Source organism: Baekduia sp. Peel2402, assembly GCF_052567285.1.
Genome location: NZ_CP199582.1, coordinates 3,868,891 through 3,883,111 on the forward strand (window position 1 = coordinate 3,868,891; position 14,221 = coordinate 3,883,111).

The 14,221-nt window shown below is 72.1% G+C and carries 11 protein-coding genes and 1 tRNA gene; 6 read left to right on the forward strand and 6 right to left on the reverse strand.

The features are described from left to right. Positions 1-115: 115 nt before the first annotated feature. Positions 116-427: an NIPSNAP family protein gene (locus tag ACT01A_RS18885; protein ID WP_445152848.1), complete on the forward strand. Its 312-nt coding sequence runs from the start codon at positions 116-118 to the stop codon at positions 425-427. Here the strand turns inward: ACT01A_RS18885 and ACT01A_RS18890 are convergent. Further along, positions 424-1,515 (reverse strand): alkaline phosphatase family protein, encoded by a 1,092-nt coding sequence (locus tag ACT01A_RS18890; RefSeq protein WP_445148643.1) that lies wholly within the window; start codon positions 1,513-1,515, stop codon positions 424-426. The genes ACT01A_RS18885 and ACT01A_RS18890 overlap by 4 nt on opposite strands. Positions 1,516-1,525: 10 nt before the next feature. Beyond that, positions 1,526-2,491: an aldo/keto reductase gene (locus ACT01A_RS18895; protein WP_445148644.1), complete on the reverse strand. Its 966-nt coding sequence runs from the start codon at positions 2,489-2,491 to the stop codon at positions 1,526-1,528. Between the two features lie 172 nt (positions 2,492-2,663). Between ACT01A_RS18895 and ACT01A_RS18900 the strand changes: the two genes are divergently transcribed. After that, positions 2,664-5,909: a diguanylate cyclase gene (locus ACT01A_RS18900; RefSeq protein ID WP_445148645.1), complete on the forward strand. Its 3,246-nt coding sequence runs from the start codon at positions 2,664-2,666 to the stop codon at positions 5,907-5,909. On the opposite strand, the gene ACT01A_RS18905 is transcribed toward ACT01A_RS18900, so the two are convergent. Next, on the reverse strand, positions 5,893-6,222 hold the full coding sequence (locus ACT01A_RS18905) for a hypothetical protein (RefSeq protein WP_445148646.1): 330 nt from the start codon (positions 6,220-6,222) through the stop codon (positions 5,893-5,895). The two genes, ACT01A_RS18900 and ACT01A_RS18905, sit on opposite strands and share 17 nt — an antisense overlap. Positions 6,223-6,373: 151 nt before the next feature. Between ACT01A_RS18905 and ACT01A_RS18910 the strand changes: the two genes are divergently transcribed. Beyond that, the gene (locus tag ACT01A_RS18910) at positions 6,374-7,273 is read left to right on the forward strand and encodes an EamA family transporter (protein WP_445148647.1); all 900 of its coding nucleotides are present in this window, start codon (positions 6,374-6,376) and stop codon (positions 7,271-7,273) included. Between the two features lie 35 nt (positions 7,274-7,308). Continuing rightward, entirely contained in the window at positions 7,309-7,902 is a 594-nt protein-coding gene (pgsA, locus tag ACT01A_RS18915; RefSeq protein WP_445148648.1) for a CDP-diacylglycerol--glycerol-3-phosphate 3-phosphatidyltransferase, read from the forward strand. A gap of 6 nt (positions 7,903-7,908) precedes the next feature. Here the strand turns inward: pgsA and ACT01A_RS18920 are convergent, their stop codons facing one another. Then, positions 7,909-10,386 carry a diguanylate cyclase gene (locus ACT01A_RS18920; protein ID WP_445148649.1) on the reverse strand — a complete coding sequence of 826 codons (2,478 nt, stop codon included), beginning with the start codon at positions 10,384-10,386 and terminating at the stop codon, positions 7,909-7,911. Between the two features lie 43 nt (positions 10,387-10,429). Then, the gene (gene mptA, locus ACT01A_RS18925; protein WP_445148650.1) at positions 10,430-11,431 is read right to left on the reverse strand and encodes a GTP cyclohydrolase MptA; all 1,002 of its coding nucleotides are present in this window, start codon (positions 11,429-11,431) and stop codon (positions 10,430-10,432) included. A gap of 246 nt (positions 11,432-11,677) precedes the next feature. Between mptA and ACT01A_RS18930 the strand changes: the two genes are divergently transcribed. Further along, positions 11,678-12,835, forward strand: a complete 1,158-nt coding sequence (locus ACT01A_RS18930) for a sigma-70 family RNA polymerase sigma factor (RefSeq protein ID WP_445148651.1) — start codon at positions 11,678-11,680, stop codon at positions 12,833-12,835. 139 nt (positions 12,836-12,974) lie between these two features. Here ACT01A_RS18930 and ACT01A_RS18935 read toward each other — a convergent pair whose 3' ends face one another. Continuing rightward, on the reverse strand, positions 12,975-14,066 hold the full coding sequence (locus tag ACT01A_RS18935) for a sigma-70 family RNA polymerase sigma factor (RefSeq protein WP_445148652.1): 1,092 nt from the start codon (positions 14,064-14,066) through the stop codon (positions 12,975-12,977). A gap of 70 nt (positions 14,067-14,136) precedes the next feature. On the opposite strand from ACT01A_RS18935, the gene ACT01A_RS18940 reads away from it, so the two are divergent. Further along, positions 14,137-14,218: transfer RNA gene (locus ACT01A_RS18940), tRNA-Tyr, on the forward strand. The last annotated feature ends 3 nt before the right edge of the window (positions 14,219-14,221 follow it).

A 14,221-nucleotide genomic window follows, 5' to 3' on the forward strand; every position in this document is an offset into this window, starting at 1 on the left:
GACGGCCTCCGTGGTCGTCGCCGAGTGGCGAGTTCAGGCGCCACTCGGCGACGAGCGCGGAGGCTGTTCGCGGTTCGAGCCCGGTTTCGAGGGATGCTCGCCTAGCATCGGCCTCATGCCGCCCGTCACCTGCCACCTGCGTTACGAGATCGATCCGAGCAAGATCGAGGAGTTCGAGCGGTTCGGTCGGGCGTGGATCGGGTTGGTGAACAAGAGCGGTGGGACGCATCACGGCTACTTCTTGCCGTCGGAGGGCGCGAGTGATGTCGCGTATGCGCTGTTCACGTTCCCGAGCCTGGCGGAGTACGAGCGATATCGGGAAGGGTTCGGGAGCGATCCGGAGTTCGTGGCGGCGGATCGGATCCGGGAGGAGAGCGGGTGCGTCCGGCGGTATGAGCGGACGTTCTTGAGGCCGGTGTTGAGCTAGCCCAGCTCGATCGCGCCGAAGGTCGTCGTGGCCTCTTCGGGCGTGCGGCCGCCGTGGTGGCCGAGGAAGGTCTGGGAGTGGCCGTAGTGGGTTGCGAGCCAGGTGGTGTGGTTGCCCGACGGCAGGATGCAGATCGGCGCCAGGCGGGCGAGGAGGCGGGGGCCGGCGATGGGGAAGAGGTCGCGCGACGCGTGGACGGTGGCGCGGGAGCCCAGCGCGGAGGAGAGGTCGGCGATGGTGCGGTCGACGTCATCCGGTGCGACGTGGAGGAAGAGGTCGCGGGGTGAGCCGGCGGGCGCGGCGGTCAGGCGGTCGGCGAGGTCGGGCACGAGCTGGTCGACGTCGAGGATCGTCTGCGGCGACACGTCGATCTGGCCGTGGTCGGCGGTGAGGATCAGCGTCGTGTTCTCCAGCCGCGGCGCCTGCGGCCCAAAGAAGGCGGCGTAGACGGCGTCCAGGGAGCGCAGGGCGATGTCGTCGAACTCCGGCGACGAAGGGCCGAAGACGTGGCCGGTCGCGTCGATGCGGTCCCAGTAGAGGTACGTGTAGAGGCGATCGGCGTCCGCGAGGGCTTCGGTCACCGCCCCCAGGCCGTCGGCCAGCTCGCCGAACTGCGCGCGCGTCGTGCCGCGCAGCGCGACGTCGTCGTACTTCGACGCGGGGAAGGGATGCCAGATGCGCGACGGGACGCCGAGGGTCGCGAGGCGATGGTGGAACGACGGGCCCTCGGGCAGGAGCAAGCGGACGTCGACGTCGGCGAGGTCCTTGTCCACGAACGGGCGGATGACGCGATCGACCGATGGCTCGTAGATCTGCCACTCGTAGAGCCCGTGGGCCTCGACGGGCAGGCCGGTGTGCATCGTCGTCACGTGCGCGACGGTCGTCGAGGGGAACTGCGAGGCCATCGGCGCCAGGACGCCGTCGCGGGCGAGCTTGGCCAAGAGCGGGTGCTGGGCGTGGCGCTCGGCGAACGTCCACCCGAACGCGTCGAGGAAGACCACCGCCACGCGCCGTCGCCCGTCGCGCAGCTCGCGGGCGACGACCGCGGGGACTTCGGCGAAGGAGGGCGGCGCGGCGGCGGTGGTCACCCCGGCGACGCTAGCTGCTGCGCAGCAACCGCAGCATCTCCTCGCCGTAGCGCCCACCGGCGGGCTCCGGCAGCGAGGAGGCGATGGTGGCGAGGTCGGCGTCGGTCAGCTCGACGTCGAGAGCGCCGAGGTTCTCCTCCAGGCGCGAGCGGCGCTTGGTGCCCGGGATGGCGACGATGCCGTCCCACTGCGCCAGGACCCACGCCAGCGCCAGCTGCGCCGGCGTGACGCCCTTGGACGCGGCCAGCGACTCGACCACTGCGACCAACTCCAGGTTCTTGGTGAAGTTCTCCGCGCTGAAGCGCGGGTTCGTGCGCCGGTAGTCGTCCTCCGGCAGGTCGTCGATCGACTTGAACGCGCCGGTCAGGAAGCCGCGCCCCAGCGGCGAGTAGGCCACCAACGTGATCCCGAGATCTCGGAGCACGGGCAACACGGACTCCTCGACGTCACGCGACCAGAGCGAGTACTCCGTCTGCACGGCGGCGATGGGGTGGACCGCATGCGCCCGGCGGATCGTCTCCGGCCCGGCCTCGCTCAGCCCCAACGACCGGACCTTGCCCGCGTCGACGAGCTCCTTCATCGCCCCGACCGTCTCCTCGATCGGCACGTCGGGGTCGACGCGGTGCTGGTAGTAGAGGTCGATCGTCTCGACGCCGAGCCGCCGCAGCGAGCCCTCGACGGACGCGCGGACGTACTCGGGGCGGCCGTTCACGCCGCGCGCCGTCGGATCGGACGGGTCGAGCACGATCCCGAACTTGGTGGCCAGGAAGACCTCGTCGCGACGCCCGGCGATCGCGCGGCCGACCAGCTCCTCGTTGGTGTGCGGCCCGTACATGTCGGACGTGTCGAGCATCGTCACGCCCAGCTCCAGCGCGCGGTGGATCGTCGCGATCGACTCGTCGTCATCGCGGTCGCCGGTGTAGAACGCGCTCATCCCCATGCAGCCGAGGCCGAGGCGGCCGGTGTCGATCGTCATGTCCCCACCGTAGGAGGCGCAGCGCGCGAGACCCTGGCCCCACGAGGACCGGGACCGCCGGGGCCTCCCCCGCTAGGGGGACCCCACTTCTGTGGCGCCAGACCCAACGGATGGCCATCGGACATCGCCCCGGCGCCGCAACGGTCGTTGAACCGGGACAGGAGCCTTCCGGATGCCCTCCCGCCCCGCCGACACCCTTGCTGCGACCGCGCGCCGCCTCGCGTGGTGGTCCGCGTTGCTGGTGACCGCCATCGGCACGATCACGCTCTTCGGCTGGGCCACCGGTATCGAAGGCGTCTCGCGGCTGCTGCCGCATTCCCCGCGGATGTCGCCGAACGCCGCCCTCGCGCTCGCGCTCTTCGGTCCCGCCCTGCTCTGCCACGCCCGCCCGCCGCGCAACCGCCGCCTGCGTCTGGCCGCCCGCGCCGCCGGGACGTTCGCCACCGTGCTGTCGGGCGCCGTTGCCGCCGAGTGGATCCTCGACGTCAACCTCCACGTCGACGCGCTCCTCTTCGCGCTGCCGTCGCACGGCTCGGCCGGCCACCCCGGCCGCCTGTCGCTGACGATGTGCGTGGCGTTGATCGGCCTCGGGCTCGCCCTGGAGCGCGACCGCCGCCGCTCTCCGACGCTGCTCGGCCTGGCCCCGCTGGTGGTCGGCGTCGTGTCGCTGGCCGGCCACGCCAGCGGCGTCACCGCGTTTACCGAGTGGGGTGGCGCGCTGCGGACCTCGCCGCCGGGGGCGATCGCGCTGATCGCCGCGTCCGCCGCGGTCCTGCTCGCCCATCCCACGCGCGGCGTCGCCCGGATCTTCGTCTCAGACGGCCTCGGTGGCCTGATCGCCCGCCGCATGGTGCCCTTCGCGGTCGCGTTGCCGATCGCGCTGGACGGCGCGCGCTCCGGGCTGATCCACCTCGGCACGTTCTCCGGGCGGACGGCCGACTGGGCCTACGCGTCCGCGCTGGTCGTCGTCGCGACCGTCGTCGTCTACCGCCTCGCTCGCGCGCTGGACTTCGCCGACGCCCGCCGCCGCGCCGCCGAGGAGCGCCTGCGCCACAGCGAGGCCCAGGCCCGCTCGGTCACCGACACCGCCCACGACGCGATCGTCGGTGCCGACGCCGACGGCCTCATCACGCTCTTCAACCCCGCTGCCGAGCGCCTGTTTGGCTGGACCGCCGCCGAGGTCCTCGGCCGCCCGGTCACGTTGCTGATGCCCGAGCGCTACCGCGAAGGCCATCGCGCCGGGATCCGGCGCCTGGCCGCGGGCGGCGCCGTGCCGACGCTCGGCGTCGACGCGCCGCTGGAGCTGCACGGCCTCACGCGCGCCGGCCGGGAGTTCGACCTCGAGCTGTCGCTCGCGCACGTCGACGACGGTGGTGGCCGTCGGGTCATCGCGATCATGCGCGACATCTCGGCGCGCAAGTTGTTGGAGTCGCTGGCCCGGGACGAGACCGCCCGCGGCGCACGCGTCGTCGCCGCCCAGAGCGCGATCGCCGAGGGCGCCGGGGAGCTGGGCCCCACGCTCGATCTCGTCGCCCGCGAGGCGCGCACGATCGTCGGCGCCGACGGCGCGGTCGTCGAGCTGCCCGACGGCGACGACATGGTCTACCGCGCCGCCGACGGCGCCGGCCTCGAGCACCTCGGCGTGCGCGTGCCGATCCACGGCAGCCTGGCGGGCGCCGTCCTGGCCACGGGCGAGACCGCGGTCTGCCACGACACCGAGACCGACGCGCGCGTCGACCGCGAGGCCTGCCGGCGCATCGGCGTGCGCTCGATGATCTGCGTCGCGCTGCGCCACCGCGGCACGACGGTCGCCGTGTTGAAGGTCTACTCCGGCCACGCCGGCGCGTTCTCCGAGCGCGACGCCAGCACGCTGGAGCTGCTCGCCGGCCTTGCCGCCGCGACCGTCCACCGCGCGCAGGTCGAGCGTCGCGTCGCCGCGCTGCACGCTGTCGGCGAGGCGCTGGCCGGTGCCGGCTCGCTGGAGGCCGGTCTGGCCGGCGCGCTGCGCGGCGTCATCGAGCAGCTCGGTTGGGGCCTGGGCGCGGTCTGGCTGACCGACGCCCGCGACGGCTCGCTGGCCTGCGCCGAGACCTGGCACCACAACGCGCTGGCCGCCGGGCCCTACCTGGCGCTCACCGACGCCCCCGAGCCGCACGGCGCCGGTGGCCTGCTGGACGTCGTCCGCCGCGCGGGCGCGCCGGTCTGGGTCGAGCGCGCCGACCACTCGCCCGACGTCGCGCTGGATCCCCGTCGCGCCAACGCCGCCGCGCAGTGCGGGCTGCGCACGCTGGTCGCCGTCCCGATCGTCAGCCGCGGCGAGACGCTCGGCGTGGTCGAGCTCGCCTGCGGGCAGCCGCGCACGCACGAGTCCGCGACGCTCGACCTGCTCGCCGACGTCGCCGCCGCGGTCGGCCAGTTCGTGCAGCGCCGACGCGCGGAGGAGCGCATCACGGTCCAGGCGACGAACCTCGCGGCGGTCGCCGAGCTGAGCAAGCTGCTCGGCCGCTCGGACGATCCTGCCGACACGCGCCCGACGCTGGTGCGCGCGATCCGGGACCTCGCGCGGGCCGACTCCGTGCTGCTGGTCGAGCCCGACGGCCCCGGCCATCTGCAGGTGACCGCGGAGGCCGGCGGCCTGGTCGAGCCCGGCCTGCGGTTGGACATGGACAACGAGGAGGCGGTCTCGATCGACGTCTTCCGGGCGGGCCGTGGCCGCTTCGTCTCCGACTTCCTCGACGAGCAGCGCGTCCACGACGCCCAGCGGCGCTCGGGCCTGCGCTCGGCGCACTACGAGCCGGTCATGCGCGACGGCGTCGTCGCGGGCGTGCTGGTCGTTGCCACGCGCGAGCTGCGCGCCAAGGACGCCGGCGGCGTCGGCGCGCTGATGCGCCTGCTGGCCGGCGAGGCGGGCACGGCGCTGGCGCTGTCTGACCTGCTCGCGCGGCTGGACGAGCAGGCGCGGACCGACCAGCTGACCGGCGTGGCCAACCGCCGCACCTGGGACCACGAGCTGCCGCGCGAATTGGCGCGCGCCCGTCGCACCGGCGAGCCGCTGTCGCTGGCGATGCTCGACCTCGATCGCTTCAAGGCCTACAACGACGCTCACGGCCACCCGGCGGGCGACCGCCTGCTGCGCGGCGCGGCTGCCGCGTGGGGCGAGCGCCTGCGCACGACCGACGTCCTGGCCCGCTACGGCGGCGAGGAGTTCGTGGTCCTGCTGCCGGCCTGCGACGGCCTCAACGCCTTGCAGGTCGCCGAGCAGCTGCGCGACGCGGTCCCGGGCGCTGAGACGTGCTCGATCGGGATCGCGACCTGGGACGGCGCGGAGTCCGCGGACGAGCTGGTCGCCCGCGCGGACACGGCCCTCTACGAGGCCAAAGCGGCCGGGCGCGACCGCGTGGTCAGCGCGGCGGTCTAGCGGCCTTTGGCGGGATATATGCACGCATTGTCGCGCCTATGATCACTACGCCGACGAGGCCATGGGGCAGTTCGGCCAGATCCTTTTCGACCTCGAAGGGCGTGACGACGTCAGAGTGCACGGGGCCCTCGTCGTAGCCGACAAGCTTCACGCCGTAGTAGTCCTCCGGGACAATCCCGATCGGCAACGGCTCCAGCACCACGCGCATCGGCCACGGCGTTTCGCCTCGGATCACCACCTGGAACCCGCCCGCGAACATCGGGTGGACTTCGAGGGTCTTCCAGTCCAGCGTGTGTACGACCTGCACGTCCATGCCACGTCCCTCTCTCGCTCGGCGGTCGAGAGATTCGACCACGGTCGGTATAGCGCGTCAAGGTCAGCAATGTTCTTCGTTAAGAAAAAATCAGCGTTAGGGTGGCGGTTGCAGGGAGAACTGCGCTTCCGTAGCGCTACCGTCACCCGTCGTGGAGCCGGCGACGCAGACGGCGCCTGCTCAGGGTCTGCCCGGCCTCGATCGCGTCCCTCCGATCGGTCTGGTCCTGGGCGGCATCACGTCCATCCAGTTCGGCGCGGCGCTTGCCGCGACGCTGTTCGACGACCTCGGCCCGGCCGGGACGTCGGTGCTGCGGCTCGGCTTTGCGGCGATCATCTTGATGGCCTTGTTCCGACCGCGGGTGCGGTCCTACTCGCCGCGCGCGCTGCGGCTGGTCGCGGTGTTCGGGCTGACGCTCGGCGCGATGAACCTGTGCTTCTACGAAGCGCTGGATCGGATCCCGCTCGGCGTCGCGGTGACGATCGAGTTCGCCGGGCCGCTGGGCGTCGCGGTCGCCACGTCGCGGCGGCGGCTGGACCTCGTGTGGGCGGCTTGCGCGGCGGTCGGCATCCTGCTGCTGTCCAACCCGTTCGGCGCGGGGATCGACACCATCGGGTTGATCCTGGCGCTGGCCGCGGCGGCGATGTGGGCGGCCTACATCTTGATCGCGCAGCGGGCGACCGCGCACTTCCAAGGGTCCGACGGCCTCGCGCTGGCGATGGTGATGGGCGCGCTCGTGCCGCTGATCCCCGGCGTCGTCGAGGCGGGCGCGACGCTGCTGGAGCCCCAGTGGCTGGCGATCGGCGCGGGCGTCGCGCTGATGTCCAGCGTCATCCCCTACAGCTTGGAGACCGAGGCGCTGCGGCGGCTGCCCACCAGCGTCTTCGGCGTCCTGATGTCGATCGAGCCCGCGGTCGCGGCGTTCGCGGGCTTCCTGGTCCTGGGCCAGTCGCTCGGCGCGCGCGAGCTCGTGGCGATCGGCTTCGTCGTCGCCGCGTCGGTCGGCGTCTCGCGGACCGCCGCGCCCGCGCCCGCGGCGCCCGAGGCGTAACCGCCGCGCGGTTCGGCGATACTGGGCGGCAAGACGTGCTTCCGCTGAACCTCCCCAATGTTCTGACGGTCGTCCGGATCCTCCTGGTCCCGGTGCTCGTCGTCGCGCTGCTCGGGGAGGCCGGCAACGACGTGCTGGCCGCGAGCGTCTTCGCGGCCGCCTCGGTGACCGACGCGCTCGACGGCTACATCGCCCGCTCGCGCAACTCGATCACCTCGTTTGGCAAGTTGATGGATCCGATCGCCGACAAGCTGCTGGTCGTCGCGGCGCTGTTCGCGCTCGTGTCGCTCAACCGGCTAGAGGCGTGGATCGCAATGGTCATCGTCGCGCGCGAGCTAACCGTGACGATCACGCGCATGGTCGCCACCGCCCAAGGCGTGATCATCCCGGCCGCGGGCTGGGGCAAGATCAAGACGATCGTGCAGGTCGCGGCGATCTTCTTCCTGATCGCCTTCGACCCGACGCCGCTGTGGGTCGACCTATTGGTCTACGCCGCGGTCGGCGTCACGGTGATCTCCGGCATCGACTACTTCTTCGGCCTGCGCCGGATGCTGCGCGAGGCCGACGAGCGCCGTCACCGGGCGGCGGCCGAGGCGGCGGCGTCCGCGCCGAACGCCGAGCGGCCCTAAGCGGCTCTAAGCCGCCGCGGCGACGTCCGTGGCGTCGGTCAGCGCGCCGCGCGCCGCCACGCGCTCCAGCGCCGCGACCGCGTCCGGGTGGAACTGCGCGCCGTCGCAGCGGCGGACTTCGGCGAGCGCGTCTTCAGACGACATCGCCTCGGAGTAGACCCGCGCGCCGGTCATCGCGTCCCAGCCGTCGGCCAGCGCGAGCAGGCGCGCGCCTTCGCTGATCGTGTCCGCCGCCAGCCCGTCCGGGTAGCCGCGGCCGTCGTGGCGCTCGTGGTGGCCGCGCACCCACGCGGTCTGCTCGGCGTCGAGCATCCCGGCGACGATCCGCGCGCCGAGGTCGGCGTGGCGCTTGATGACGTCGTACTCGTCGTCGGTCAGGCGACCCGGCTTGGACAGCACCGCGTCCGGGACGCCGATCTTGCCGACGTCGTGGACGAGCGCCGCGTCGTGCAGGCGCGCGACGTCGGCCGGCGACCAGCCGGACTCGACCGCCAGCTCGCAGGCCAGCGCGGCGACGCGCTCGGAGTGGCGGATCGTCGCCGGATCCTTGGCGTCGATCGCCTTGGCCAGCGCGCCGAGCGCGGCCAGCGCGCGGGCGTGTTCGAGGCGGTCGGCGCGCTCGGTGGCGCTCAGCTCCTCGACGACCTGCGGCGAGTAGCGCACGCACGCGTCGCGGCCGTGGGCCTTGGCCCAGTAGAGCGCGCCGTCGGCCAGGCGCAGCAGCTCCTCGGGGTCGTCGGTCTGGGAGAGGTCGCAGACGCCGGCCGACATCGTCATCGCGCCGGCCAGCTCGAACGGGCGCGCGGTGACGGCGCGGCGGATGCGCTCGGCCGCGGCGTGCGCCGCGTCGCCGCTGACGCCTGGCATCAGCAGCGCCAGCTCGTCGCCGCCGATCCGCGCCACGATCTCCCCGGCGCGGGCGGCGCCGGCCATCCGGCGCGCGGTCTCGGCCAGGACGACGTCGCCGCCGACGTGGCCGAGCGTGTCGTTGACCTGCTTGAAGCGGTCCAGGTCGAAGACGGCCAGAGAGAGGTCGCGGTGCTGGCGGCGCGCGAGCGCGGTCTCCTCGCGCAGCCGCTCGTGGAAGGCGCGGTGGTTGACCAGGCCGGTCAGCGGGTCGGTGGTGGCCTGGGCGACCAGGCGCGTCTGGGCGTCGGCGTTGGCGATCGCCATGCCCATCAACTCGGCGAAGCCCAGCAGCCGCGCCTCGGTGTCGGCGGGCAGGTCGTCGGTGCGGGTCGTGCAGACGATCATCGCGCCCCAGAGGCGGGCCTCGGTGACGATCGGCGCGGCGACCCGCTGCGTGAACGGCGGCATCGACAGCGTCAGCGCGCTGCGCTCGTCGAAGCGCTCCGGCTCGCGCGTGCGCTGGATGCGGTCGATCGCGGAGCCCGGGTGGATCGCGACGTGCTCGGGCTGGGCGGGCATCGGCGCACCGGTCGCGGCGCCCTGGCCGATCACGCGCACGCGGTCCACGCCCGGCTCGAAGGCGACGACGACGCCGACGTCGAGGTCCATCAGCTCGGCGACCTCGCGGCCGGCCAGCTCGGCGACGTCGCGCAGCGTCGCGCCGCCGGCGACCGCGGTCGCCACGCGCCGCAGCGCCGCCGCTTCCTCCGACATGCGCTGGTGCTCGATCAGCATCCGGCGGCGGTCGGCGGTCAGCGCGGAGAGCAGGTAGAGGCAAACCGAGATCAGCACCGCGAAGCCCTGCGCGTGCAGGACGTCGGCGTCGCCGCCGAACGCGAGCGGCCCGTTGTGGTGCACGGTCATGCGCACGGAGATGATCGTCAGGCCGATCGAGCCGATCGACACCGCGGCGGTCGAGCCGCGCAGGACGAGCCAGACGCCGATCGGGATCAGCAGCCAGATCTGGCCGTGGTCGTGGGTGAAGATCAGGCGCGCGGAGATCAGCAGCGCGGCGACGGTCAGCACGTCCTCGGCGATGCGCAGCGGGCGCAGGCGCGGGATCGGCTGTCCGATCGCCAGGATCAGCGGGGCGACGAGCATCATCCCGACCAGGTCGCCGAGCGCCCAGCGGGCGACGGCCTCCGGCCAGGGGCCGTGGAGGCGGTCGGTGAGCGCGAGCGCGGTCTGGCCGATCGCGCCGGAGACCAGCGCGCCGCTGGCCAGCGCCAGGACCGCGGCGAAGCGCCCGAATCCGGGGCGGGTGGCCATGATCGGGCGGACGTAGCGGTCGATCACGCCGACGGCGAGGACCACCTCGACGGTCGGGGCGATCGCGCCGGGGAGCGCCGCGAAGACGCCGTCGTTGCCGAGCTTGGCGGCGAAGGCGCCGATCAGGACGCCGGGCCAGAGCCCGGTGCCGCCGCGCAGCAGCAAGCCCAGCGCGACGCCCGCCGCGGGCCAGACCGCGACGAGGTCATTGCGAACGGGCAGCTCCAGCGCCAGCCGGACGGCGGCCGCATAAGCGACCGCGACGCCAACGATGCGCAGGAGGTGTCCTTGAGAGCCTCGCCCCACAACAGGGACGTCGGCATGCCGCGTCGGGAGTTGAGCGGTGTCGTTAGGCGCCCGCGCCATCGAGCCACTCGCGCATCGTCGTGTGGCGCTCGGCGTGCTCGCCGGAGGTCAGCTCGTGGGTCAGCTCCGAGTGCAGTCCGAAGCGCTCGGCGACCACGTTGTGCTGGTGGATGGTCTCGAGGTTCTCCTGGCGGGCGGAGACGAACGCGCCGGGCGCGAGCCCGTCGAGCCCGTCGACGACGCCCTTGATCATCTCGCGCACGCAGTCCTCGACGAAGCGGGGACGGCGGTGGGCCTTCTCGACGACCGCGCCCTCGTCGGAGCGCTTCATCATCTCGTAGATCTCCGAGGACATCGAGTCCTCGACGATCGCCAACAGCTGGGCGGCGTCGATGTCGAGGGTGCAGTCCTCGGGGCAGCCGATGTGGAGCGTTCCGAGGCCGCGCTGGTTGTGCGTGGCGACGGGCACGTGCTCGAAGATGCGGGCGATCTGATCGTCGTCAAAGCCGTCCGCGGTCAGACGTTGCCGTGCCGCTCCGGCAACTAGTTCCTGGGCGCATGGGCAAGCGGTCATGCCCTGGGCGGCGACGCCGATGAGGCGGCGGGTGCCTTTCTCGGTCGCCACCGCGGTGCCGAACATCGTGTACAGCTCCTGCGTCTGGATGCCGCTGACGGGCGCCGGCTTGTGCTCCGGGTAGCGCGCAGCAATCGTCACTTCGGCGCGTTTGGCGTCTTGGCGCTCGCGCACGAGCTCGGCGATGTTCTGCGCCAGCTCTTCAGCCCGGAAAGCGGAGGATCCAAGGATGACCTCGCCGATCGCGTCGTTGACCGTCTCCTCGAAACGCGACATATGCGCGCCCTTCTGGAGTGGTCCGAGATCGACGAAGCACTCCAGCTTGGCCCAGTAGAGCTGCTCCTGGTCGCCGCGGCGGATGCGGATGACCTTCTCCACGTTCGTGACCCCGACGCGGGACAGCGAGACGTGGACGGTGGGCCGCTGGGCCTGGACGTCCGGGGAGTTCACGAGGCTCGTGGTCGGCTGCATGACGCTTTTCAGCCTATCGCCACCACTTTTTGGGATTCCCTGCTCGTCCTAACGTGTGCTAACAATCCCGACGTCGGCTACGAGCCCCTCCGTCAGAGGACGAAGAGGACCAACGGCTCAGCCTCTGCGGATCTACATCCGCGCGTTGCACCCAGGGGTGCGTTCCGAGTTCGCAGCACCGGGAAGAGGAGAGGGGTCCGGCACGGGGGAGTGCCTGGCCCGGGAACGACGTCCACAAGGATCGGGTTGAGCACCAAGACCGACGTTCTACTCGCTGACGAGGCACCCATCACGGAGCTCGACGAGCTCCGCACGCTCATCCACGAAGGGCAAGAGCGCGGGTTCCTCACCATCGAGCAGATCACCACAACGCTCGAAGAGGTAGAGATCACCAAGGAGCAGCTGTCTGAGCTCCATGCGCATCTCGACGAGCAGGGGATCGCCATCGTCACGGCTGAAGGCAAGCCGGTCACGTCCGAGGCTGGGCGGGCTGAGGCCGCCGCCGAGGCACGCCAGTCGTCTGCGGGCGCAAGCACCGCGGAGACGCGCAAGAAGCCGGAGATCGACCTCACGGTCGAGCCTTCGCTTGACTCCTTGCGGTTGTACCTGCGGTCGATCGGCCGCGTCGCGCTGCTGACGGCCGAGCAGGAGGTGTCGCTGGCCAAGCGCATCGAGCGCGGGGACATGGCGGCCAAGCAGGCGATGGTGGAGGCCAACCTGCGGTTGGTCGTGTCCATCGCCAAGGGCTACCTGGGCCGCGGCCTGACGTTCCTGGATCTGATCCAGGAGGGCTCGCTGGGCCTCATCCGCGCCGTCGAGAAGTTCGACTACCGCCGCGGCTACAAGTTCTCCACCTACGCGACGTGGTGGATCCGCCAGGCCGTGACGCGCGCGATCGCCGACAAGGGTCGGACGATCCGCATCCCGGTCCACATGGTGGAGAAGCTCAACAAGGTCGTGCACGTCGAGCGCCAGCTCGTCCAGTCGCTCGGTCGCGAGCCCTCCCCGGAGGAGATCGCCAAGGAGCTGGAGTGCACGCCGCGCGAGGTGCGAGACATCTTGCGGATGAGCCAGCAGCCGATCTCGCTGGAGAAGCCGATCGGCGACGAGGAGGAGTCCGAGCTGGGCGACTTCGTCGAGGATCAGACGGCGGAATCGCCCTTTGAGCTGGCTGCCGAGAACCTCCGCAAGGAGAACGTGCACCGTGCTCTGGCGGCCCTTCCGCAGCGCGAGCGCGAGGTCATCGAAATGCGCTTTGGACTTACCGGGGGTCGACCGCGTACCCTTGAGGAAGTCGGACGTGCCTTCAACGTCACCCGCGAGCGGATTCGCCAGATCGAGAACCACACCTTGAAAAAGCTCGAGTCGCTCCCCGAGGCACAGCGCCTCAGGGACGCCTCGTAGTCCGGGGAGAATTTCCCGGAGGAGGAGAGGGGTCAGAGGGGTGTGCTGGGGAGCGCATCCCTCACTTTCCCGAGAGGCCGCGCTGGGGAGCGCGGCCTCTCACTTTTAACGGGCGGTCGCGGCGCGCCGCGAGGGTGGCTCAGCTGGTCCAGCTGGCCTGCAGCAGCGCCTGGCGGCAGGAGTCGTACTCGCCTGCGCCGGAGCCGGAGTGGGCGATCGCGGTGAGCAGGGTGGCCTTGGGCCAGGGTTGGTCGATGGTGCCGTCGGTGCAGTCGTCGTGCAGGCCGTCCGGGATCTTCGTGGCGTTCGCGTCGCCCTCCGGCTTGGCTTGTGGTGCGCCGGCGTCCTTGGAGGACGTGGACGACGACGACGGCTGCGTCGCGTCGCCGGAGGGCTTGGCGGCCGCAGGCGCGGCCTCGACCTTCTTGGAGACCGGGGCCTCGGCCACGACCGCCGCGCTGGCGGTCGCCTCCTTGGCCGGCGCCGGCGGCGCGACCTTCGTGCCCGACACCATCGGGATCGATCCCGCGACGACCACGGCCGCGCAGGCGACCTTCGGCGTCGCAGTCGCGGCGACGGGCTCCCAGAAGGCGGCGGCGCGCTCGACCAGCCGGCCGATGAACGGCACCGGCATCCAGGCGGCCACGCGGCGGTCGTCCCGCGCGCGCTTCAGCCCGGCGCGGGCGCGCACGAGCAGCGACTTCACCGCGGGCACCGTCACGTTCAGCTCGTCGGCGATGTCGACGTAGGACTTGCCCTCCAGCTCGCGCGCCACCAGCGCCGAGCGCTGGGTGTCGGGCAGGCGCCCGACGTCGGCGACGAGGCCGCGCATGCCGAGCGAGCGTTCGACCGCGGCGCCCGCGTCCTCGGCCGGCGGATGCGCGTGGTCGACGAGCTCGACCACGGGATGGCGCCGGCGCGACGCGGTCAGGTCCAGCGCGCAGTTGCGCGTGATCCGGTGCAGCCACGGTCCCAGCGAATCCGGCCGCGAGCCGTTGCGCAGCGCGCGCACCGCCCGGACCATCGCCTCCTGGACGACGTCCTCTGCATCGGCCTGGCCACCCGGCACGAACCCACGCGCGAACCGCACCAGCCGCCGCCGGTAGCGCTCGTCGAGCGCCGCAAAGGCGTCATCGCTGCCCGCGGCGATCAGGCCGACGAGCGTGTCATCGCCCATTCCCGCGAGCATCGAGGGCGGCAGGGCAGGGGGTAGGGCATCGATGGCGGCCATCGCGACTAAGACCGTCAGGCGAGACGAAAGGTTGCGGTAGTTCCCGCTAAACTCCGCGCTCGCACCGCCTGGCGGGATACCCGAGCGGTCAAAGGGGCCTGGCTGTAAACCAGGTGGCTACGCCTTCGAAGGTTCGAATCCTTCTCCCGCCACTT